This is a genomic window from Parabacteroides sp. ASF519 (assembly GCF_000364265.2).
In the GTDB taxonomy this organism is placed as follows: Bacteria; Bacteroidota; Bacteroidia; order Bacteroidales; family Tannerellaceae; genus Parabacteroides; species Parabacteroides goldsteinii.
In genome coordinates this window covers 2230006-2253369 of the sequence record NZ_AQFV02000006.1, presented here as the reverse complement: position 1 = coordinate 2253369, position 23364 = coordinate 2230006, and the positions used below count along the sequence as shown (strand labels likewise).

The 23364-nt window shown below is 48.3% G+C and carries 23 protein-coding genes; 7 read left to right on the top strand and 16 right to left on the bottom strand.

The annotated features are described in order from the left end of the window. Window positions 1-2: 2 nt before the first annotated feature. From C825_RS08700 to C825_RS08630, 16 genes are all read right to left on the bottom strand, one after another. On the bottom strand, window positions 3-719 hold the full coding sequence (locus C825_RS08700; RefSeq protein ID WP_016213027.1) for a DUF6047 family protein: 717 nt from the start codon (window positions 717-719) through the stop codon (window positions 3-5). Continuing rightward, entirely contained in the window at window positions 720-896 is a 177-nt protein-coding gene (locus C825_RS08695; protein ID WP_010802196.1) for a hypothetical protein, read from the bottom strand. A gap of 5 nt (window positions 897-901) precedes the next feature. Further along, window positions 902-1936: a DUF6047 family protein gene (locus C825_RS08690; RefSeq protein WP_010802195.1), complete on the bottom strand. Its 1035-nt coding sequence runs from the start codon at window positions 1934-1936 to the stop codon at window positions 902-904. 111 nt (window positions 1937-2047) lie between these two features. Beyond that, on the bottom strand, window positions 2048-2254 hold the full coding sequence (locus tag C825_RS08685; RefSeq protein ID WP_010802194.1) for a hypothetical protein: 207 nt from the start codon (window positions 2252-2254) through the stop codon (window positions 2048-2050). A 112-nt stretch (window positions 2255-2366) separates the two neighbouring features. Beyond that, window positions 2367-2996 (bottom strand): RteC domain-containing protein, encoded by a 630-nt coding sequence (locus C825_RS08680; protein WP_010802193.1) that lies wholly within the window; start codon window positions 2994-2996, stop codon window positions 2367-2369. Window positions 2997-3192: 196 nt separating this feature from the next. Next, window positions 3193-4491 (bottom strand): sigma-54-dependent transcriptional regulator, encoded by a 1299-nt coding sequence (locus tag C825_RS08675; RefSeq protein ID WP_010802192.1) that lies wholly within the window; start codon window positions 4489-4491, stop codon window positions 3193-3195. Continuing rightward, a complete protein-coding gene (locus C825_RS08670) occupies window positions 4463-6865 on the bottom strand; it encodes a hybrid sensor histidine kinase/response regulator (protein ID WP_010802191.1) in 2403 nt (800 codons plus the stop codon). The genes C825_RS08675 and C825_RS08670 overlap by 29 nt, the downstream gene beginning before the upstream one ends. Before the next feature lie 211 nt (window positions 6866-7076). Continuing rightward, entirely contained in the window at window positions 7077-7199 is a 123-nt protein-coding gene (locus C825_RS27620) for a hypothetical protein (RefSeq protein ID WP_010802189.1), read from the bottom strand. Between the two features lie 129 nt (window positions 7200-7328). Next, entirely contained in the window at window positions 7329-8849 is a 1521-nt protein-coding gene (locus C825_RS08665) for an amidohydrolase family protein (protein WP_010802188.1), read from the bottom strand. Between the two features lie 105 nt (window positions 8850-8954). Further along, the gene (locus C825_RS08660; RefSeq protein WP_010802187.1) at window positions 8955-9902 is read right to left on the bottom strand and encodes a fimbrillin family protein; all 948 of its coding nucleotides are present in this window, start codon (window positions 9900-9902) and stop codon (window positions 8955-8957) included. A gap of 51 nt (window positions 9903-9953) precedes the next feature. Further along, window positions 9954-10865, bottom strand: coding sequence for a hypothetical protein (locus C825_RS08655; RefSeq protein ID WP_010802186.1), 912 nt, complete (start codon window positions 10863-10865; stop codon window positions 9954-9956). Between the two features lie 32 nt (window positions 10866-10897). Continuing rightward, window positions 10898-12985 carry a fimbrillin family protein gene (locus C825_RS08650; RefSeq protein WP_228100020.1) on the bottom strand — a complete coding sequence of 696 codons (2088 nt, stop codon included), beginning with the start codon at window positions 12983-12985 and terminating at the stop codon, window positions 10898-10900. Between the two features lie 96 nt (window positions 12986-13081). Next, the gene (locus C825_RS08645; RefSeq protein WP_010802184.1) at window positions 13082-13993 is read right to left on the bottom strand and encodes a FimB/Mfa2 family fimbrial subunit; all 912 of its coding nucleotides are present in this window, start codon (window positions 13991-13993) and stop codon (window positions 13082-13084) included. A 22-nt stretch (window positions 13994-14015) separates the two neighbouring features. Next, window positions 14016-15143: a DUF3575 domain-containing protein gene (locus tag C825_RS08640; protein WP_010802183.1), complete on the bottom strand. Its 1128-nt coding sequence runs from the start codon at window positions 15141-15143 to the stop codon at window positions 14016-14018. 23 nt (window positions 15144-15166) lie between these two features. Next, the gene (locus tag C825_RS08635; protein ID WP_010802182.1) at window positions 15167-15478 is read right to left on the bottom strand and encodes a hypothetical protein; all 312 of its coding nucleotides are present in this window, start codon (window positions 15476-15478) and stop codon (window positions 15167-15169) included. Between the two features lie 164 nt (window positions 15479-15642). Continuing rightward, complete coding sequence (locus tag C825_RS08630; protein ID WP_010802181.1) at window positions 15643-17412, bottom strand: helix-turn-helix domain-containing protein; 1770 nt, start codon at window positions 17410-17412, stop codon at window positions 15643-15645. 524 nt (window positions 17413-17936) lie between these two features. Here C825_RS08630 and C825_RS08625 point away from each other — a divergent pair. From C825_RS08625 to C825_RS08595, 7 genes are all read left to right on the top strand, one after another. Then, on the top strand, window positions 17937-18230 hold the full coding sequence (locus C825_RS08625) for a hypothetical protein (protein WP_010802179.1): 294 nt from the start codon (window positions 17937-17939) through the stop codon (window positions 18228-18230). A 32-nt stretch (window positions 18231-18262) separates the two neighbouring features. Further along, window positions 18263-19279: a hypothetical protein gene (locus C825_RS08620; RefSeq protein WP_010802178.1), complete on the top strand. Its 1017-nt coding sequence runs from the start codon at window positions 18263-18265 to the stop codon at window positions 19277-19279. Window positions 19280-19345: 66 nt separating this feature from the next. Further along, window positions 19346-19936, top strand: coding sequence for a hypothetical protein (locus C825_RS08615; RefSeq protein ID WP_010802177.1), 591 nt, complete (start codon window positions 19346-19348; stop codon window positions 19934-19936). A 26-nt stretch (window positions 19937-19962) separates the two neighbouring features. After that, entirely contained in the window at window positions 19963-21864 is a 1902-nt protein-coding gene (locus C825_RS08610) for a ParB/RepB/Spo0J family partition protein (protein WP_010802176.1), read from the top strand. 78 nt (window positions 21865-21942) lie between these two features. Further along, on the top strand, window positions 21943-22170 hold the full coding sequence (locus C825_RS08605; RefSeq protein ID WP_228100013.1) for a hypothetical protein: 228 nt from the start codon (window positions 21943-21945) through the stop codon (window positions 22168-22170). A 123-nt stretch (window positions 22171-22293) separates the two neighbouring features. Next, window positions 22294-22533: a hypothetical protein gene (locus tag C825_RS08600; RefSeq protein WP_010802174.1), complete on the top strand. Its 240-nt coding sequence runs from the start codon at window positions 22294-22296 to the stop codon at window positions 22531-22533. Window positions 22534-22894: 361 nt separating this feature from the next. Continuing rightward, a complete protein-coding gene (locus C825_RS08595) occupies window positions 22895-23356 on the top strand; it encodes a hypothetical protein (protein ID WP_010802173.1) in 462 nt (153 codons plus the stop codon). Window positions 23357-23364 lie beyond the last annotated feature (8 nt).

Genomic DNA, 23364 nt, shown 5'->3' with positions numbered 1-23364 from the left:
AATTAAATGTTTATAATCTGTCCTTTCTTTTTAAACGGTATCCTCGTCTTCACTTCCGTCTCCGGGAACCGTGCATTATCCGGTTGTGTAACCAGCAGCGAGACAATCCGTTCCTGCTCCTTTGAGAGTGGCGCACGCATCAGTTGCAAGTTTCTTAGCCGGTTAAAGTTTCTCAGTGTAGGTGCCATGTCGCACCGCTTCGTGCAAATCCCGTATCGGAGTATATCCGGTGAAGCAGTCTTGCAATCCCCGATTTCCGCCCGAAATTCTGCATCCAACGGTGCCACCTCATGGAATCTCAATTCCTCCGGCTTTCGTTTTCCGTCGAAAAAGTGTCCGGTCAAATCGTTCAGAAATTCTTCCAATGCCTTGTCCCCTTTGTCCGTTTTTCCCAGCAGCAACACCTTCTGTCCGTATTCCACTGCCGTACAAGTAGGAAAAACGGCCAGTCCGTTCCTTATCACGTCCCCGTTCATTCCGAAACGGTGCCCCAACCGCTTGTAGTCATCATTCTCCAATAAGGCCGTATGTTCTGCCGATGATGACAGTTGTACGATGCCCCTTTCCTCACAGAATGCCGCATCCCTCAGTCTTACCACACCCGAAGGATGAATCCTTTCTCGTTCCAATATCGGCGTGAGCCGTTCCAGATAATCCGCATTATCCGTTCCGAATATGGGGGGAATCAGACTTTTGTCTCTGAAGTCGAAACGGAACATTCAGTGGTCGGGTACAAATTCCCTGCTTGCGGTATGAAACCGTACGTTATTGCTGATATATCGGGAGAATCCTTCTTCTCCCTGTCCCCGCATACTTAAATAAACGGGGCGGTAAAAAGCATCCAGCGTCATATACAGACTGCCGCTTTCCACCGCTTGCATTTTCTTCTTTTCCATAAATTCTATATGATTAGTTGTTTCTTTTCCTTTTTGTCGGGAGTAATGGAGACGACATGCTTCGCTTGCCGTTGATCGTTATTCCGTTTCTGTACAGGAGTTTCCCCTATGGGGTCTGTATCGAATGATTTACCTGTCTTTTGTTCTTTAGAATGTTGATAGGAAGCAGTTTGCATTCTTTCTGTTTTTTCCACCTGATTTATACTTCTGCTCAACTTAAACTCCCCGTCCGTTATATGGAACTCCGATTGTAGAATATCCCTTGCCATAACCTTCGCTTCCGTCTGCAAGGCCGCATAGCCGAAATCATGTGCCGACATCGGCGCCGATTGCCGCGCCTTGATGCTGTCACCCAGCTTTTCTGCCAAATCTCGGAACTCATACTCATAACTGAACGGATGAAAATAATCTGCCGCCACATGACCGGCATATCCGTTTTCTGAAATATAAAGCAGAGAGGCCACATCATAATTGCGTGGAGAAATGCCCAAATTGAAATCTTTGGTTAATCGGTCAAAGTTGTTGTAATCCGGGCGAAGGTCGTATTTGTCCGTGCAGACAGCACCTTCCAGCATCTCTTTTCCTGCCATTTTCTCTTCAGTAAAGCTGAACTCCGATTTACGCAGTTGCATACCGGCACTGCGCAAATCGCTTTTCGCCAGCTTGTCGATGCAGTTATCCGCCAGTTTCGCCACTTGGCGCATGGGAGCCTCTATCTCATACAGTTTCAATGTTTCCGCTCCTTTGGAGAAGTTGAAGAATCCGTCTGCCAGATGTTGCAGGTAGCTGTTACGTGCTTTCATTCCCTTTTCACTGTCCGAGAAGAACAGTACGCCCTCATCCGTCGCCACGGCATACATCCGCTGTTTCTCACCCGACAGTTTTTCATTATTCCAGCCTTCCGCTTCGTTATGCCGGATAAACTCTTTATACTGCTTGTCTTTTTGCAGCGCCGCAGGCGATGTCCGGCGGCTGAACAGTTTCAATCCCGCTTTCAGCGTATAGGCCGCATCCGGCAAAGGAATCTGCCTTTCTGTCACCGCCTTGTGTTTATGGATAGCCGGAACCAGCTTGTGGAAATACCAGTCCGCCAGTTCTCCCCGTCGGGAAGGTATCTTCCCTTTGTCCGCGAAATCCGCTTTCAGAACCGTTCAGCCGGGTAGGTAGCCCCGTTTGTCGAAATCCTTCACCGTCTTTTTGATATAGTCTTCATACGCTTTCGGCGTGGCATCCCCCGTGCGCACATCCACCGGAGTGTTCTTCTCGTCCAGCGTAATGAACACGCTGCCCGGCCCTTCTGCTGCCTGCCCGGATAAACGGGCCATCCAGCGGGCCGTCCAATCTTTCAGTAGTCCCATAACTTTGATTTGTTTACAGAAGTTTTATAGTTGCAAAGAAAACACTTTGACTGCCAAACCACAACACCGGAGTCATGCAAGTCGCCCGTTGGCGGCTGTTGGCGGGCAAACTTTACGCCAGCCGTTCGTCCAGCATCCTGATATAGCTTTTACGAATAGAGTCAATGAAAGGAGTAGAAGCTGTACAGCGGTCAAACACCTTTCCCCGTTTGGTGTATAAGGCATTTATTTTCAGATTAAAAGCGTCCTCGAACACTCTGATGACATCTACAATGGTAAGTTTCTTCCCTTCTGCACAGTCCACAACCCCGGCAGCCATCAATGCAGCCACTAATTCTATCAGGTCATTATCCGTACCGTTCCAGCGAAGCGTAGATTTCCGTTTATTGTCCTGTCGGTGAATTTCCATTTTCATACCGGCATCACCTGCATGGTGACGAAAATAATCTTTCGTCATTTCTATTTCCGCTTCCAATAAGGAAAGAGTCTTGTTGATAAACACATCATAGAGTATATGTCGCCCTTCCTTCATGGCGTTGCAGGTCTGTTGCATAAAAGAAAGTTCTATCCTTGTGTAGTTCAACCGCCTTAATTGCTTCATTCTGTTCCCGTCCTGCGGCAATCCGGCAAGCAAGTTTGCGAAATCGTCATAAGCGGCAGGCAGTCCTTCCGGCACAAGTTCCGAGCCTGACACGTAAAAGGTGAACATATCGAATAGCGGCGTATTTGTTAATGTCTTCATGGTATTGAAATTTAAAGTTTGAAACTGTTTCCGGTTTCTACCGTCACTTATCATAACCATGAAGGGCAAGTGATGTGCCATGAAAAACAAAAATGGTAATCTATTGAAAACAAGAAAATTACAATACACCGTTCCAAATGCGTGTCCGTGTTTATTATCCCCATTAAACACGATGTGTCCATATTTCCAGACACATTCAGATCAAGCCGTATTTTTTCAGTCTCAAATAAAGCGTACTACGGGATATACCCAGCAGCCGGGCAGCTGCTTTCCGGTCATTACCCGTAGTTTCCAACGCTTTTATTATCGCTTCCAATTCTGTGCGTTCCATATCCAATCTATAATCGTCCGAGGGTTTTACGTCCACCGGAAGGCTGAGGTCTTTAAGGGTAATCCAGTCATCCTGTGCCAATACACACGCACGTCTCACCACGCTTTTTAACTCACGGATATTGCCCGGCCATGAATAAGTATTGAAAGCCTTTCTCACGTCCCGGTCAAATCCCTTTATTTCTTTTTCCAATTCCTCATTCGCAAAGGAAAGGAAGAATCCGGCCAGCGGCAAAATATCCTCTTCGCAATCCGTCAACAGCGGAACATGAACCGGAAACTCGTTCAGCCGATGGAATAAATCTTCCCTGAACCGCCCTTCGCTTATCGCCTTTTCCAAATTCTCGTTGGTCGCTGCCAGTAGCCGTATGTCTGCCCGTATCTCTTCTTTTCCGCCAAGAGGTCTGTAACGCTTTTCCTGCAACGCACGCAATAGCAATACCTGCGTTTCCATACTTAAATTGCCTACCTCGTCCAGAAACAGTGTTCCGTGATTGGCGGCAGCAAACATGCCCGTCTTGTCCTCTGCCGCCCCCGTAAAAGAACCTTTCTTGTGTCCGAACAGTTCCGATGTTGCCAAGTCTCGTAACAATGCTCCACAATCCACCGCCACGAAAGGAGCATCGGAGCGCCCACTAAGTGCGTGTATCTGCCGTGCCACCCATTCCTTACCCGTGCCCGACGCGCCACGTATCAGTACGGATATGCTATCGGCGGGGGCTACCACACGCACAAGCTCCTGAAGTTTTACCGCCAACGGACTCTTGCAGACGTAAAAAGCCTCTTCCGGCCTTTTCTTTTTCTCCTTGCGACCCAGCAGTTCACGGATGATACCGAGTACCTTTTCCGTCTGCACGGGTTTGGGCAGATAATTATCGGCCCCTTTCTTTACGGCTTCCACCGCACCGGGTATGTCCCCGTACCCCGTCATGATAAGAAAAGGCATACGATAGCTTTGCACCCTCATCCATTCCAGTAGTTCTACGCCATTATTCTCACCCAGGCGAAAGTCCGACAAGACCAGCCCCACCTCGTGCGTACTTAGAAACTCCTTTGCGGCATCCACCGACAACACGTAACGGGCATCCATGCCGTTTTTCACCAGCCAGTTAGCGGTGGTACGTGCGTATATACGGTCATCTTCTATTATCAATATAGTTTTCATCCGGTTTTTGCTTTAATCTTTTTGCTTTCTCTGCGGCTTTCTCCAAAGCTTTAATCAGCCTTTCAATCCGTTTATCCAGTGTCTTACCCCATTTTCCGGGAGGCAGTGAAGCTATCTCTTCCAGTTCACGCAAAGGAATGTCTATGCGTATCATTCCCCAAAGCGGTGCAGCCTTGTGTATGATATGCCCCAGCCGCTCGTAATCTCCCGTACTGAAAGCGTTCCGCATCCCCGAGAGTTCCTCTTCCGTGTCCTCTATAAACATATCCAGCAGTTCCCTCGTATCTTCCTCACCTTCCATGATAGCCGCAAAATCTGGTCTGTCTATATGCGAGGTAGCCGATAGTAATTCGTCCATCGAAAAAGGTTTGTGCAGGCAACCGGCAAAACCAGCGTTCCTGAAACGCTCCTGCCTTTCGTCCGCTTGTGCGGTTACGGCCAGTACGGGGAGTGTCTTTGTTTGTCCGATGTTACTGCCCCGGAGCAGGGCGAGCACTCCGTTTCCGTCCATTTCCGGCATCCGCATATCCGTCAGCACGAGGTCGTAACGGTGGCGGCGTAATGCTGTTACCAATTCTCCCACGTTCAGACAACAATCACATTCCACCCCGTAACGTGCATACATCTTTTTGATTACATCCAGTTGCATACGGTCATCGTCTATTGCCAGTACCCTCATTCCCGAAAGGTCGTCATGTTCCGGGCGTGTCTCTACCGTTCCGGTTCTTCCCTCTGCCTCACGCATGGGCAGGCATACCTCAAAGGTACTGCCGTGATCCGGCGTACTTTGCACACGGATGGTTCCATTCAGCAGCATTACCAGTTTATAGGTTATCGCCAATCCCAACCCGAAGCCTTGCTGCGCATCTGATGTTTCGCCCCGTTCAAAAGCGGTGAATATCCGTTCCTGCCTTTCCTTGTCAATACCTATTCCCGTATCTCTTACGAAGAGGTACAGCTTTCCGTCCTGATATCGTGCACCCACATGAATATATCCGGTACGGGTGAACTTTATGGCGTTTGATAGCAGGTTATTGAGTATCTGTACCAACCGTCCGCAATCTCCCTCTACAAGCACGTCCGAACCCGTCACTTCCGTTGTCAGTCCCAGTCCCTTTTTCTCAGCCATCGGCAAGAACGAGCGAGCGGTATCTTCAACCGTCCGTCCCGGATGAAAAATTTCTTTTTCCGGTTGCTCCTTTTCCGCTTCCAGCCTATAATAATACAGCAGGTTGTTTGCCAGTCCGATAATGTGGCGGGAGGCACGCAAAATATTTACTGCATATCCCTTGTTTTGTTCCATGTCCTTCTCGCTTTGCATCAGTTCGGCGTATTCGCTGATAGTGCCGAGCGGTGCACGCAGGTCGTGGCTTACCGTCAGTATAAGGTTACGGCGTGCGGCCAGCAGTTCACGGTTCCGGTGGTCGGAAGCTTCCAGTTTCATCCGGTATTCCAGTCTTTTTCGGATGTCATGGTAAATAAACAGATAGAACACCACAATCAGCAGGATGGCGGCAGCGGCTATCAAAAGGATAATGCAGAAAGACTGCTGCCTTAATGCGGCTATCTCCCCTGTTTCTTTTTCTGCCTGCGTAACGGCGGCCTGTTCAAATTCACAGATAAGCGAACTTATCTGCGAGTTCAGTTCCGTGTTACGCTGTTGCAGACTGTCGGAATAAGCGGCCAGCTTGTTCCAGTAGTCCGTATATTGTGCGTGCATTTCTTCTTGCAGGGAATAGAGTTTTCCGGTTGTCCGGCGGGAGGCGGACGGTTGTGCCTGTTTCTCCCTTTGACGGGCATAGGCGGATTTTTCTTCTTTCTTTTTGAACAGTCCGAGGAAACCGCCCCCCTTTTTCTCCGTTGTTTCGGTTGCGGACGGTTGTTGTAGCGTTTGCGCTTGTGAGGCGATAACGGGTATTCTGCGTTGGAGCAGGCTATCCGTGCGTGAGAAATCGGAAATGGCGTTCATCACTCCAAGCAGCAGTGTTTCCTTTTCCTGCAACAGCGAAGAGACTTTGTCTATTTGTGAACGTTGAATACCGGACGGATAGTGCTGTTTCAAATTGTTCAAAGCGCCGGTTGCCACTTCACGCTTCATCCTATATTCTTCGAATTTATTGCTATCCCGGAGCAGCAGGAAATCATCGGAGAAAGAAAAGTCAAGCAGTTTCTCAAAAGTCCGGTTCACGGCTTCTCTTTTTTGGCTGATAAGTTGCTCACCGCTGTTCAATGTTTCCATCTTCCGGTGCTCCTGCCACACCAGTGAGACGATGATACTGAGTAAAGCGAGCAGTAACACATACCCGGAGATGATTTTCAACTGAAGGGTAAAGGAAGAATACTTTGTTTGAATTTGTTTTGTTGCTTTCATCATGATATGATCAGGATTGTTAAAATAAGACGGCCAATAAATTTTAAAATGCCCTCCTGTAAGACAAAGACAGGAAAATGCATTTCCCGGATCGCCAAGCAACTCGTTTTATGAACCACATGCTTGATTATTCTTCAATACTCCGTCGTAATATTTTTTAATAGAATAATCGTTTTCATCTCCTATTCTGGAAAGGAAGAGCTTCGTCATGTTTTTATGTTTCCATGATTACCTCTAACGACGGTTCTATAATGGATACCAGTTCCCACTTGAGATGGTGTATGTTTTGCTGCTCCAGTTTGGCGGAGAGAGCGTCTATTAATTGCTTTTTGTTCATTGTCTTTCCAGATTTAGAATTACTTTTTCTTATAAGTTTTGGATATATCCCCCAGACTATCACAGTAGAGCCATGAAAAATCTGGGGGAAACAGGTATCAGTATGTTTAGTAGCTGGGGTTGACTAGAGTTAATTATTGCTTCCGGTACATTCGGCATCTATGGGTGTGAAATCTGATTTGTGAAATCGGTTTTCAAAAAAAACAAAATCACGATCCAGTTTTTCAATCAGATCTTCTCTGTCAAAATAGTCTTCCGCACTTGTTTTTCTTTCGGGTAGGAAGCTATATTTAATACTATTATAGACAAATTGTTTGATCTCTTCGTACGAGAATCCATAGCGTAATACCGCCAAGGTAAATTGTTCGGTGAGCGATGTACGCAAAATTCCTGGGTCGTCAGTGGAAATGATTATCGGGATACCATTCTTATGAAAGAAAGTAATAGGATGTGCTGAGTCCTTTACCCCGAGGATAAACTCATTACTGGTCAGGTTGATCTCCACCGGAATTGCCTTGTCCCTCATCACTCCTAATATATCAATGCTGCACCCATCAAGAAGCACATCCCAACTCTCGAAAGAAATGTCCACCCCGTGACCGATACGATGCGCTTTGCCAATATCAACAGCCTGGGTTATGTGGTATTTAAGATGTTCGGGACGTACCAGCCCCATTGTCAGTTCTCCGGCATGAAGCGAGGTCGGAACAGACTTAAATTTTTCAGCAAGCAGGGCAAACATTTCCATGTGTGACCGATAGTAAAGCATTGATTTTTCTCCATTCTCTGCGGCTACAATATTGCATCCTACCAGCAATTTGCGCTCGTCTTTTATACATGCCTTATGCACTACATACAGTTGAGCAAATACTTTAATGGGTTCCCCGCCACGCGAAGCATACCCCTGATAACGACATAGTACATCAGAAAACTGACCATTTCGACTTAATTCATCCAACGTATAGATTGAGTCGAGATAGTCATTAACGCATTTTGTCGCTTCCTCATTCTTTTCGTCGCTGAATTTGTCAAGAATTGTCTGCAACGTTGAGATAAGTTCTGAAATATTATTTTCCTTCACATACTCTTTCAGATCTTTGTCATACTTTTTATAGTCATCCTCACTCAATAAACAATATTGACCAACGCTTGGAGAGCTTGCCATCACCTCTAAGTATTGCACACGCTCTTTATATGCGCGTACTTTTAATTCGTTCATCAGGTGTGCAAGGTTATTAACGTCCGAGGTCAGGGCTGCAAGCAAGCCGAATGTACCGAAGAAATATTCATCCGGACCCAAAGGATACTTGTAAGGCTGAAAATTGCGGATACTCCATTTGTCGATAAGCGCCATGCGATGGTTGTGCAGATCATCCATATCTTTGGAAAGCCGAATCGTCTCAACCTCTATTGGTTTTTGCGTATAAAGTCTGCCCGTTTCCAGATTGACGTACATCCCTTTTTTTGCAGCCAACTCAAAGTAGGTTTCGGCATAAGCCGAGCCTGTCAGATGGTTATGGACATCGCCACCTTTTGGCATGATGTTGAAAAAATGGCGCAATGCTGCTTGATTTTTTCTGATACTGTTTAAATAGTTCGATGTTTCCTCTACGTAACGTGGGTCGGGCTTCACTTCTCTTGTTGTTTCCATAATTTGTGTTATTTAAGTGAATGGTAGTTTTGCCGGGCACTTGCTCCCGCCCGGCATAGGAGATGTATTTATTTTGTATGTTATTTCCTTTGATTCCGTACTCCTTTACTCCGCTATCACTCCACCTTTATTAATCGGTTCCCACGGCGTGATGGTTCCTTCTGCCGTAACGCCTGTGCGCCGGATGGTAACCTCGTAGATGTACTCGGTGCCGGGTTTGAAGGTGGTTGCTTTCACGTCCCAGGTGAATGTTTCGTTACCAATCCCGAAGTCCACCGACACGACATCGGCCGCATACGTGGCGGGCAGGATGATGGCGTCGTAAGTGGCAGCGTAGGTGGCGACAGGTGCGGCGAGCTTGCGCGGGGTGATGGCTGTAGGCTTGGCAGGCGTGCCAAGGGTGCCGGTTTTCAGGTCGAAGGTGTTTCGGGCGTTCATGCCCTTGATGGTTACCGTGGCGGCGTCGAGGTTGGAGACACCGACGCTGGCATCGAGCTTGCAGTTCATGGTGATCTTGGTGAGGCAGTGGCCGAAGGTGAGGGCGACGGCGGAGGTGGATTCCTTGTTGTAGCCGTTGCCGCTGGTGCCGTTGGCGCGGGCCCAGAGCAGGTCGCAGGTGGCTTGCGAGGCGGTGGTCTGCGTGGTGGCTATCTCCACGGGGATGTCGGCGTCGAGGGTGACGGCGTTGGCATGGGGATAGTAGGCGATGAAATCCACGGGCGAGGCATCCATCGGGTAGTAGATTTCGTAGCCGGTGACAGGGGTGAAATTGCCGTCGCCGGTGGCGGTGGTGAACTTCTTGTTCGAGGCACTTTCGGCAATGGTGGTTTCGCCGTGTTTCACCATAAAGATACCGATTTTATCTCCGGCGTCCCAAGCCGTGTCGGCGGCACGGCTTGCCGCCGGGGTAGCTACCGCCTGATGGCCGATGCCGGCCGTGAAGCGTACTTCACCGTTGTTTACTTCGTTCACGTCTTCGTCGTTGCTGCACGAGGAGAAACACATGGCACCTGCAAAGGTGCTTAACATCACTAAATTCTTAATCGCTTTCATAATTTCTATCATTTTATTTAGTTCATACATACATTCTCTTTTTTTATTCCTTTACCAGTCACCGGGCGTCACCGTGCCGTTTTTCAGCGGGATGAGGGTGTAGGTGAAGCCGTTGTATACCTCGTTGCCGGACTCGTCGATGCGACCGGGGAGGAGGTTGTAGAGGCGGCGGTTAAGATAGACTTTGGAGTTGTTGTCGATCGCCGCGAAGTGATATCCACTTTTAGCGGGGACGCTTAAGAAATATCCGTTTTCCCGTTCTTTAGCGGTCATGTTACTAAGATTCCACTCGTAATAGTATTTTGCATTACTAAGCATGAGCTCAGTCCCGTCAACCTCGTTTGCAACGTGCATACGGGCATACCTGTGTTCAAGGCTGATGACGGCAGGGACGCCGGGAGAGAAGCTATCGCTACCTGTCATCACGTCTGTGGTATAGCCCAGAGAGAGGATGCCATCAACGGGGATGCTTGTGCCCAGATAGTATGCTTCGAACCGGACTTTTGCATCGGTGGTGCCGTCGGCAAGGGCTTCGGCGGGCCAACGGGGGTGGCGTTTGAAGCCGGAGAAATTAATGGGTCCGCCAATGGCAGGCTTGATGCCGGAGGTATTGAGGTCTATAGAGTCCTGCACACTGAGGGGAGACCACCCGGCACCGTTGTAGCGGAGGGCGGAGATATAGGTTTTATTCGCTTGGGTGCCTCCGGCAGGTGTCCAATCGAAACCGACGTGGAGCCAGATGACATCGCCCGTTTCCCACTGCGCGGCGTCGGGGGTCTGGACGGCACGGGTGGCGGGGAGGGTGGCTCCGGCAGTGTATGCCGGGCGGGGACCGATGGAGATGCTCAGTTCCCGGGGGGCGGACGTGACGGGCGCCGGCACTGGGTCGTTGTCGGTGGTGCAGCTCCAGGTCAGCAGGACGAGGAGGAGTACGGCGGCGGTGGAAAGGAGTTTATGTTTCATATCGTTATTACGTTTTAATGTGAATGGATGGGTTACTTAAGATCATTCCGGGTAAAGTACAAGACGGGCCATGTTCCGTCGCCGTATAACCAGAAGTCGCTTGAACTTACATCCCAATCGCTGTAGATGTTGATACCATAGGCGGGCGTGGCGTCGGGGTCGTAACGAGTGATGACACCGCGCGCCGAATAGGATCTATTCATGAGTTGGAGTATATCGCCCGTTCCGGGGTTGATATTGCAGATAAGACGTGATGCATCTCCGCAATTGGATGTGCCTTTACCAACGGCGCCGGCGCCGTAGCAGCAATCTACATTACCGCCCTCCATGTATCCGACGATAGCGCCTACCTTTGCCTCTATAGTGCTGGCTGTAGCGGTGCCGCGGGCGTAGCAACTATTGAGTAGTCCTCTATAGTTATAGCCTACCAATCCTCCGGCATAGATATTGACGTTTGCTGTTTCAGATGTAACGGAGACATCACCTTCAGCTATACAACAGTAGATAGTGGAGCCAGAATCATTAAAATTTTCCCCGGCAATTCCTCCTGCATATATAGAGTTACCTTCAGATGTATTTACCTTCATAGTGACGCTGCCGATGGCGTGGCAGGCAAATAGTAGGCCACCGGAATTTACTCCTGTTATTCCTCCGGCGTCTGCTGAAAGTTGTCCTAATAGTCTTATGCGATCTACTGTTATCTCGACGTTCGTCCGGCAACGGGTAATAGTACCCGCGTTAGTTCCCACTAATCCGCCGACATTTGGTCTATATTCGCTCGTATTGATTATCCCCTGAGCAGAGCATAGGGAAACAGTGGAACCACCACTATTCAATCCAACGAGGGTTCCGACACTAAATGTCTGGTCTGGTAGTATTATCTCCACATCGCGCAGGTGAATGCCGGTCAGCAGAGCATCGCCGTCTGTCATCCCGAAAAGGCCGACAGCATCATCTCTTTTCGTATTACTGATTTTCAGATTGGAGATAGTGTATCCGTTACCGTTATAAATGCCGGTAAATGGCCGAAGATCAGACAGGTACTTTATACCGATAGGCTTCCAATTGTCAATGCCATTCAGGTCAATATCCGCTGTCTGTATGGCATTGAGGTCTCGCTGTCCGCTGTTCACATCGTCAGCAAAACGCTTGAGGTCGTCGGCATTGCGGATAATTCGGTATATTTTACCGTTGAAGGTCACGGTGGGCAGTTCGCCTTCCGTCCAGGGCACGTCGGTAGTAGGAATCCCCACTTCAACGCCGGTTTCGCACACGGTGACGGGATAAGTGTACATCGTGTTGGCAGCGTAGGCATCGGTTGCGGGGAGGGTGCCGGTGTATTCCTTGCCATTCACGGTGACCACTATCGTGCGAGGGGTGGAATTTGCATCCTGCGGGATAAGCAGGGCGGTGTAGCTGGCGTCCGTTCCATCTGCCGCCACCCCCGATTTCAGCGCACGAACAGACCCGGCGGGGCTAACCAATTTATTTATAGAACCATCACGCATATCGAAACTTCCTTCTACAATCACCCCTTCCAACCGTACATCCGTCAGAATGCCGTTCGCCAGCCCCAATCCGAGTGTGATGTCGAACTTAACTTTGCTCATCAGGTGGTGAAATACGAGGACAACGGGATTATCGCCGCTGGAAATACTTTTGGCATTATCGCTATAGAGGATGTCGAGCGCAAGCTGTTTTTCGACGGCGGTCTGGTCGCCCGTGTTCAGGTTGAGGATATAATTATCGTCGGGGGTACTACTGGTATGCCAGGCGATGATGTCCACCGCTGTGTTTCGCGGGTAATACATCGGCGTGCCATCGGCAGGGGTCAGTGCTCCGTTCTCCGGGTTTACGTTGTGAAGCACGTTGGCACGGCCGGGGACGAGGTCGTCGGGCAGCGTGCCGCCGGGGGTGAGCATGAAGATGCTCACTGCGTCGCCTTGTGTCCATGCGGTATTGCCATCGGAGTCGAGGGCTGTGCGGGTGGCAGGTGACGAGCCACCGGTATTCGTATGCGGCGGCAAAGCGGTGGATTGCACCACGGCGGTAAATGCTACGGGGGTGCGACTGTCGGCGTCGTTGTCCCCCAGTTCTTCCCGGCTACACGATGCCAGCATCAATGCCGGAAGCGTCGCGAGTAGCAGGAGTTTCTTGTAAGTTACTATTGTCATATCATTGCTTTTTTAATTATTATTTATCAGTTTCCAATGTTGTCAGTCTGCCGTCACCGGACCACCGTGGACGGGAGTCCAGCCGGTAATTGTCGCGGAGAACTCTGCGCCCGTGGGCGTCTCCACCACCGAGCCGCCCAGCGTGAGGGGCGTGCGCTTGTCGGCGTTGAACGCGGCGAGCTCCGTGGTGAGGTCGCTCGTGAGGGTCACCGCCGCCGGGCTACCGTCCGTAAAGGCGATTGTTGCCGTAAGTTGTTGCTGCGTACCTGCTGTGCCCAGCAGCCGGACGGTTGCCGCGTATTTCCCGGCATCCGTTCCCTCTATGATCTTCGAGAAAGTCATCGCCACATTCGAGGGCGAGCCGTGCGTGCCGTTGTCGATGTCCAGCGTCCCGGCAACGCCCGAAAGCGTACCCGTGATGCTTTCTACCCTGTCCGTCGTTCCGCCTGTGGGTTCGATTATCAGCGTCAGTTGCCGTACCTGCTGCTGCATCACGGCGGTATAGGCGTGCTCCGTGTCCGCCTCTATCGTGGCATCCATAGCCGAAGCGAACAGCCAGCCCGGAGCGTTGCCCACGAATGTGCCCGTCTGTCCGGCAGGAGCCGAAGCCGCCTCTACGCTTGCCACGGTGCCGGTGACGGCGATATGCTCCGGCGTGTTGTAGGCGTAAATACTATATTTGCCCGGCTCGAAGAGATGGTCGAGCGTGGCGGTCGTACCTGTGAGGGTAGCGGTGTACCCGCCCGTTGCCGCAGCCGCAGCAGGAGTTACCGCCACGGTATAGCTTGCGGGAGCGGTCAGCCCCTCGCCGATGCCGCTCCAGTCGGTAGTCAGCGCAACCGTGCCGTGCTCCGGATGCGGGGTGTCGTAGATGGGGTCTTTCACGTCGCACCCCGCCAGCAGTGTGGCTATCGCCGCCGCCCCGATAAGTTGATATATCCTGTCTTTTTTCATATTTCTCGTTTTTTATTGTTTTCTATTTATTGCTTCCGATAGTCCAAATCAGGCTGATACCCGCCTGCGTGGGGCCCCAGAAGTTCTTGCTCCGGTCGCGCTCCTTGTACACACGCACCCCGTCCGTCATCGTGAAGCTGTCGTACTCGGAACGGGTATAGCCCAGACCGAGGTTAAAGTCAATGGAGAAGTCGCGGGACAGGTAAAGCTGGTAGCCCACGGTCAATCCCGCATTCCACATCTTGCCCTGATAGCCGGTATCTTTCGACAAGATACTGCCAAGCGGGCACTTATATATATTGTACTCGCCGTAGGTTCCCGATGCTCCTACATAGAAGCGTTTCTCGCGCAGCAGATACCACCGCACTTCGGGGTTGACGAGCCACATCTTCTGCACTTTGCCATGCTCACCGCCCCACCGCAAGAGGCTGCCGTCGAGTTTGATACCAAGATCGCGGTTCACCCGCCACTCCACGCCGAGCGTGGGCAGCAGCATCGCATCATACAGCACATTCGTGCGCACGGCAAACCTATAAGGCTGTTCCGTTTCCCGGATGCGTTGCTCCGATATGAGGGTAGGCTGTTGTTCCACTGTGGAGGGTTCGGAGGGTTTCTCCACGGCAGTTTCCGTTTTTTGTTCTACGGCTACTTGTTTTTGTTGGGGTTCTTCCCGTTTTACTTTTTCTTGGGCGGGCGTCGTCTCCGTCGTAGCCTTAGCCGAAGGGATGCGGAGCGTCACTACCACCAAGTCTTTATTATTATGGTACGCACGTGCGTGATTGGCGGTGATGAAATCCGCTTCTTTCAGCCCCTTCTGCGTGATAAGTTCCGACTTTACCCGGTTGGCACGGGCGAATGCCGTGTTCAGGTTCTCTTTTGCGGTGGGCAGTGAGGCGCAGTAGCCACCTATATAAACGGGCATTCTACCTGCCGTAATCTCCGCCCTGTGTTTGTCAACCAGCATGTAGAGCCGTTCCAGCTCCGCCTCGTTACCTTTGAGGGAAAACATTTCCTCGCCCGGAAGAAAGCGGAAAATGGCCACTTTATCCGGTGTCTCTTGTTTATCCGGTACCTTTTGCGCGTAAGCTCCTGTTCCGGACAATGAAGCCATCAGAAGCAAAGCCAGTAGTTTTTCTTGTAATTGTTTCATAAAGTTCATTTGTTATATGTATATTAAATGAAATAGGTTATCTCTATCCGCGATATCTGTCTCTTACAGTCAGTCGTACAGCCATCGTTTTTTTCCCCTGCAAGGGAAGACTTAACAGCTTCCGACAGTTCTGCTTTAATCACTTTTTCCATCATTTCTTTTTCTATGCGTGTTCGTTCCAATTGTTTAGCTAAACAGTCCTGCTCACGGATGCCTTTCGCCATATAATAATTGCACTTCTCAATTATCTTCCGGCAATGCAAAAAGACCAAAGCCACAATTGCAAGCGAGCAGAAAACGAGTCCCAGTGCGATAAGGAAAATGTAATTGTCCATAGATATTTCTTTTTCTTGGTGCAAAGGATGTGAAATACGGGCTAAAAACTATTGCATTTTGTCCCAAGTTTGTGGCGTTTTGTCCTTTTCTGCCGCTTTTTTAGGCTTTCGGACATAAAAAAAGCACGGATTCACCGTGCTTTTGAGTTTTGGAGCAGTATTTTTTATTTTTCTTTGGACGTTGCCATTTTCCGGTATTCTGTCGGACTAATGCCATATTGTTTGCGGAACAGACGATAAAAAGTGCTCGGTATATTAAAACCGCAACTGAAAGCTATCGCCTCAATCGTTAATTCGGGATGGCTGTCGAGCTTCCGGCGTGCCTCTTCCACTTTCAGAGTGCGCATATACTCCATGGGAGATTTTCCCGTAACGGATTTGACGGCATCTGTCAATGCGTTCTTATTGGTGCCAAGTGCGGAGATTATATCATCGCGGTTAATGTCAGTGTTCGACAGGTTATCATCGGAGAGCAGATACTCCTGCAATCGAATAACCAGATTCTGCTGTTCACCGGAAGATGCAAATAGTTCCGTAGCTCCGGCTTTTTTGCCGGAATCCTTAGGCGAGGATTCCGATTGGCGGGCATTCTCCAATCGGGATAATTCGTCCGCTAATCGGTCTTGTTCTTTAATTCGTTCATACAACTTACGATTCTTGAGGGCAATAGTCCGGTTGTAATAGAAAGCACCTGCCAAGAGCAAAGCGAGAACCAGACAAATGGCAAGAGCAAAAAGGAGATAATGGAAATTACGCTCTTTCTCGGCAATATGTTTTTCCACTTCATATTGGGTACGTAATTCGTCGAACCGGGCATTGACCTCCACGTTTTTCAGCGTATCATTCGTAGCGATGATTTCGTTCAACAGACCGTCTGCTTCCCGGTAACGCCCCATCCGGGCAAGTATCTGCATCTTTATCCTCCGGAGCGAGTTCCGGTTGAAATCAGACTCCGGCGTCCGGGTCATGGCACTGTCAATAGCAGCAAGCGCCTTGCCGTAGTCTCCGTGCGATTGCAATATCAGCGCCCTTGCCCGCAGCAGTTCAAAGCGGGATATATCGTTATTGATGAGGCCTTCTATCTTAGCAAGGTAGGGTTCCGCCTTGTCATATTCGCGTATATCTATATAGGTATTCATCAACGCTATGTAGAGGTTGCCTCTGGCTTCGGGTTGGGCTCTGCCCGAAGCTTTCTCAAAACGGGCAATGGCCTTCTCGTATTCGGGCACCAGTTGCAGCAGGTCGTCATACCGGTTCTGAGCACGCAAAACCATACATAGAAACGCATAGGATTGCGTCAGGATATTGTCGTAGCCCGAAACTTCCCACAACAAGCCGATGCACTCTCTGAAGCACTTTTCTTCTTCTTTCCATCTGTCTTGCGAATTGTATATAATGCCCGTGGCATACAGAGCGGTTGCCATGCCTGCCTTGTCTTTGCGCTCTTTGGCACGAGCGTACATCTTCTCCCCTTCTTCAACCGCCGATTCGTATTCTCCCTTTAGGTTGTAGGCAGTTATGAGTTGCATATGTATCTGATAATAGAACTTCCACAGTCCGTTCTCTATGTAGAAGTCCAGATAGGCGGGCGCTTTCTCTATCACCTTGTCGTGCTCGCTTCTGTTTATGTGAGCTATGATGGCATTTCCATACACCATACCCTGCATTTCTGCATTTCCTTGCTTTATGGCTTCGGCCTCAACCCGGTTGAGCAGCATCAACAAGGTGTCCATCTTTTGGTCATCGGCAATTTCCGACATATATAGATAGTACAATCTGTTGTACGACCTCAGTTTGTCAATTCCTTCAGAGTGTTCGATCACTTGCCGCAAGGAGTCTTTTTGATGTTGCAGGTTATTTTGTGCTAAAACAGGTAAGGCAAGATTTAAAAGGCTTCCCCATAAAATAGTTATCAGACTGGTTTTATATTTCATATTTGTTGTGCATTGACGTGGATTTGAAATTCATCGATTCCAAAAATACTGAAATTTATGGATTCGCAGATGATTTCTACAAGAAATTTGAATATACTGTGAAAAGTAATCATATGCAGTTCGATATTTAATGAGAAGAACAGTCTGTGTTTACATGTTAAGACAATAAACGTATGACTTAATTTGAATAGTTTAAAAGATTTTTTTAACCAGTCGGCACAGCCAGCCCCGAATCTTGCCGTATTTCAGTTCTCTTTTCCCCATTATAGCCATTTCCCCTTTTTTATAACCTTGTCATGACTTCACCTTGCCGTAGTTCAGGGTGCGAAGCTACGGCCGGGCCCCTAAAAATCTGCAAGCCCGCTTCGCGCCCTACGGGTTTTGGCGAAAATTTTTCAATCCGTCCAGCGGGGCGGTTGAAAATTTTTCACCAAAAGCCTTGCATATTTTCTCCCCGTCCGTATCTGCCCCCTGAAACGAGCAAGGTGAAGCCACCGACAAGGCATAAAAAAAAAGTCAATGTTATGAAAAAGAGAACTGAAATACAGCAAGATTTGAAACGAGGCTTCGGCTTCGCTCCAACCGGCATAAAAAAATGGGTGAAGTGGTTGGCGGTCGGCTTCGTGGTGTACGTGGCGGTGCGGTTTGTGTGTGCCTTTGTCGGTGGTGTGGTGGCTGGTTTGGGCGGTTGGTTGCCCATGTTGGGAGTTTTGGCGGTGGTGGTCTTCCTCATCCGTGCCGTGTGGCGCATCCTTTCCGCTTTCCTCTCCCTTTGCGTGTTTGCGCTTTTCATCATTCTTTTTTGCGTGATACTCTGACTGATTATTAATCCCTTTAAAATTCAATCATTATGACTAAAGTACATTTATTAGGAGCTAACAGAAGCTATGACAGAGACATTCAGACTGTTTCAGTCAATCAGATTGTTGTGTTGGAAGGCTACGCAGGTGGCAGTTATGTAGTCTATGACGTCACCCGTAACCAACGTGGATTTACCTATCATCTTGTACATACAAGAACCTATGACTTCAACACATCCGACCTTATACGCCCGTTATCCGAAAAGTTCGGAATAGGTATCTATTACGACAGTGAGAACCCGACGTTCTTAGATCCGTTGGAAACGGCTGCTTTACTCACTAAGGCGAAAGAGAAGAAGGCCGAAGACGAACGGAAAGCGAAGGAAGAACGGGAGGAACACGAACGTATCTCGAAAATCGGTGCGGCACGGTTGCGCCCCCTTATTCCATCGGATGCAAAAGCCGTTATTATCGGAGAATTACGGGTAAGTGAATGCGACAGTTATACTGATTACTATGATTATCGGACAGAACGAACCGTCATTTTAGGTTTCTCCAAACATACACGCAACCTTTTCGCAGAGATGCGCAAATGTGCCGCCAATTTTGAGGGAACGTCCCATTTAGCGGAATATAACGCAGACTTCGAACACCGTGAGAATTACAGCATGGGGGACGGCATGTATTTGGGCAGGAACAAGTACAGTGGTTGGACGATTAATAAAGAGCCGATTTACAGCCATGAAAAGTTCCTTGAACGGTTTGCATACACCGCAGGGGATGAAGCAAATATTTGTTTGAAAACACCGCAAAACCAAACAGACACGGCAGAACAGCCGACAGTATCCGCAGACCTTTCAGCCCTCAATCTTGAAATTGTGGAATACAGCGAAAAGGCGATAGCCGTATTCGGTGACACCAAGCCGATAAAGGACGTTTTGAAAGGTCTGAACGGTCTGTTCCGTGCGAACCTTACCTACAACGGTGAAAGGCGTGCAGGATGGATATATAGCAAGAAGCAGGAAACAAAAGTAAGGGAAACACTTGCAACGTGTATTCGTGTATGACAACATTAACAGCAGGGCGGAGCAATCCGCCCACCTATCAAAGAACCCATAAAGAAGTAATGACACATGAGAACGGAAACAAGAACATATACCCTCTATCAGATAACCGAGTTATCCGAAGAAGCCAAAGAAAAGGCGCATAACGAATGGTTATACAGCCGATACTTTTACGGTTGGACGAACGAGAACCGCCAAACCCTTGACACTTTTTGTGAACGCTTCGGCATTGTGTGCCGTAATTGGAGATATGACGCATGTAATTATAGCTATGATTACCGGAGCAGGCAGGAAGATTGCATAGACGGGTTAAGCGGTTGGCGGTTGGCAACCTATCTGATGAACCACCATTGGAACGACCTATGCACCCCAAAATATTTTTGGAAAGGGATGAAAGGACGAAAAAGCAGGATATTTGTAGATACTTGTTGTCCCCTTACGGGCTATTACATAGATGACTGTATTCTCGATCCGATTTATAAGTTCTTGAAATCCCCCACAGAGAATGTCACGTTTGATGACCTTATGAACGATTGTCTCGACAGCTTTTTCCGTGCTTGTCGGGATGATATGGAGAGTACCCAAACTTTGGAATACTTCACGGAAGAAAGCAACGCCAATAATTGGGAATACCTTTCAGACGGAAATTTATTCAATTAATTATCAATGTTTTAAAACTTATCATTATGAAGACGAACAAAAAAGTACAGAAGAACAACGTACAGAAATCAGAGAAAGAGACAGCAGTAAAAGTAACCGCTTTGGCTATCATTCCAAAGCCGATGATATTACTTTCACCGCTGAACGTGCCCACGGCTACCGAAGTGACGGAAACACCCGAAACGGCAACCGTTCCGACCATAACGGAAGAAGCACCGCAGCAAGCCACGTTCAAAACACCGCTTGCAACGGCCACAGCCGAAACCGACCTTGATATTACCACCGTGCATCCGAGCGCAGACAACCACCGCAAGACGTTCAAAGACGCATCTTTGCAGGAACTTGCGGAAAGTATTCGGGAGGTTGGCGTTTTGCAGGCTATCGCAGTACGCCCACGCACGGCAGGAGGTTACGAAATCATTTACGGAGAACGCCGTTATCGTGCCTCACTGCTTGCAGGAGCAAAGACGATAAAGGCAACTATCTATAATAATATAACAGATGATGAAGCGGAAGATATGTCACTGAGTGAAAATTTGCAGCGTGAGCAGGTACGCCCCACCGAAGAAGCGAAAGCCTTCAAACGCTTGCTTGAAAAGGGTAGGTATGATATGTATTCACTTGTCAGCCGTTTCGGACGAAGCGAGAAATATATCTATACCCGTCTGAAACTGAACGAACTGTATCAGCCTATCGGTGAACTGTTGGACAATGAAACAATCACTATCAGCGTAGCCGAAGAGATAAGCACCTATGAACCTAATATCCAAAAGGACGTTTACGAGAAACACCTCAAAGAGAACAGTAGGGACAATTGGGCAGGCTATACGCTGAAACTGTTCAAGAAGTATTTTGAAGAATACTATACCACCGACCTTGAACAATACAAGTTCGACAAGACAGAATGTAAGGCGTGTGTACACAACGCAGCCAACTACAACCTTTTTGCCGAGCATAACGGGTGCGGACATTGTACCAACCGCAAATGTTTGGAAACCAAAAATGCCGCATTTGTAGCAAAGGAAACAGAGAAGCTGTTGAAATCCGACCCGAAGTTAGTGATAGCCCGACCCTATTACGGTGGCATGAACGAAACGGCACTTCAGAAACTCGACAAGAAAGGGCATGAGATAAAAGAATTGAATTATACCGTTTCGGCACAAAGTTTTCCGAAAGCCCCCGAAGCACCGAGACAAGAACAGTTTTCCAAACCGAAGGAGTACGAACAAGCCGTACAGACCTTTGAACAGAAAAACGAGGAATACGCCCGAAAAGTGGAAGAATTGAACCGAAAGAAGGAGGAAGGCAGGATAAAGACCTATGTAAAGGTGGGACAGACAGAACCCGAACTTTGCTATGTAGAAATAAACAAGAAGGAAACCGCCCCCGTCACCATTGAGACATTGCAGGAAAGGGACAAACGTTTCAAACAACTTTCCGTTGAAAAGATTGTAGCCGATACAAAGAAAGTAGTCCGTGAAAACGACTACCCCGAAAGCCCTTTTACACAGTACGAGGATGGGATGATGTATTTCATCATGCTGACCAAGCTGCAAAGAAAGCATTATCCGCTTTGCGGTATCAAAGACCAGCCTATCCGATTGGACGAAAAACAGCGGATGAAAATTGTAGCCAAGCTGACAGATGCACAGAAAACAGTTATCAGACGGGACTTCATCAACCATTTTCTTTGCGAGGACGCTTACGGAGACAACAGCGCATCCAAACTATTACGGGACTTCGCAAACATGCACTTCCCCGACCAGTACGGACTCGCCAAAGCCACCCACGAGGAAGAATATCAGAAACGGCATGAACGTTTGGACGAAAGGATAAAGGAGATGAAGAAAGCGGAAAAGGCGGCAGCCAAAAAGGACGGAAAGCAGAATGTTTCCCCCACATTACCCAATAATGACGAGGCAGCTTGAATTTACAGTATTGAAAGGTGAAGTTTTTCACCTTTCAATATTCAACCCGATTTAGAATGAATACTATAAGATTATAACATGATGAAGAAAGAAGAAATCATTGATACCATCAAACAATTTGCGTGTTCTTTGGCAGAAAAGGAACTTGTAGATAAATACGGGAAATTGCCCGAACAACTGATGACTAAGAGAGGGGAATACCGTTCAAAATATCAGGATGAATTTGATAAGCTATACGATAGGTCTGAATATAGGCTTATCCGTTTATCGGGAAAGAATGCAGATGAATTGTTCGTATGCGAATAACTATGTCATGTGCCGGAAACAATCATCCGGCACATATTTTCCCCGCCCCCGAAAGAGCAGAGGGCAGGGCCGGGCGACCCCACCCACACCGCCACCGTAATTATCATTCAAAAACATCAATCAATGAAATATATCAGAATTTCCCCGAATGTGGAGTATTCCACCGATATGGATTTTTTCCTTGAACATCAAATCTTCTGTATGGTAAGCAAAGAAGGCACGAAATTTTGCAGCCTGATAGAGAACCGTTTGTTCATGCGTTCCGACAACCGCCATATCAGTGAACGGATGCAACTGAACATCATGCGTGAAATCCATAAGGACATCTGCCGTCTTTGTTATGGCGGCGAACCCGTGGACTGACCTGCCACACCCCACACCTGCAAATCCCATCCGAAAAAAGTCGGGCAATCCCTATGCGGTTGCCCGGCTTTTTTCTATTTTTGCGCAGTTGAATTTAAAAAAGATAGTTATAAGACTAAAAAAGTTGAATGATTACATAATATTATAGCTTTTAGCTGTTTATTCTACTCTCGAAACGACCAATTTTAATGCAGGAGAATAAACGGGCGAAGTCCTTGTCATACGCTTATGGCACGGTCTTAACTCGTTTCCTGCATGGGTGCTTGGTCGTACCTGAGAGTAAAACTTGTTAAGTACCGTGCTTTTTTCGGTACATAGCAGGAAGTTACGGACAAGGTATCCACCAAAAAATCATAGCAAGATGTACAACAAGAGCGTTGCCATTACCGGCAGTACCATTGAAAAGACAACGAAATACGACCAATTCAGGGAAGATAAAATCCGTATGGAACTCTACCGGATCATTCTTTCATTTTACAATGAAGGTTACCGCACATTTACCTGCAATCTACATTCCTATATCGGATTATTAGGTGCGGACACGATAATCATGCTGCGTGAAGCGGACAAATGTCCGGATATAACCCTTTCGGCAATCATACCGGAAACGGCTTTTCCGGCAGATACCGACAAAGTGTATCGTGCCTTGTATGACGACCTGATGAAGCAGGCGGACAATAAAGAAATGCTTCCGGAAAAAGAGATTTTCAGCAATGTACTTACCGGCAGTCATATCGTCTGTTATTATGACGACTTTTCCGAAGGAATCGGGCAGGTACGTGCATCCGGCATTCCCTATACCAATATCCGTAAAATGATATAGGCATATAT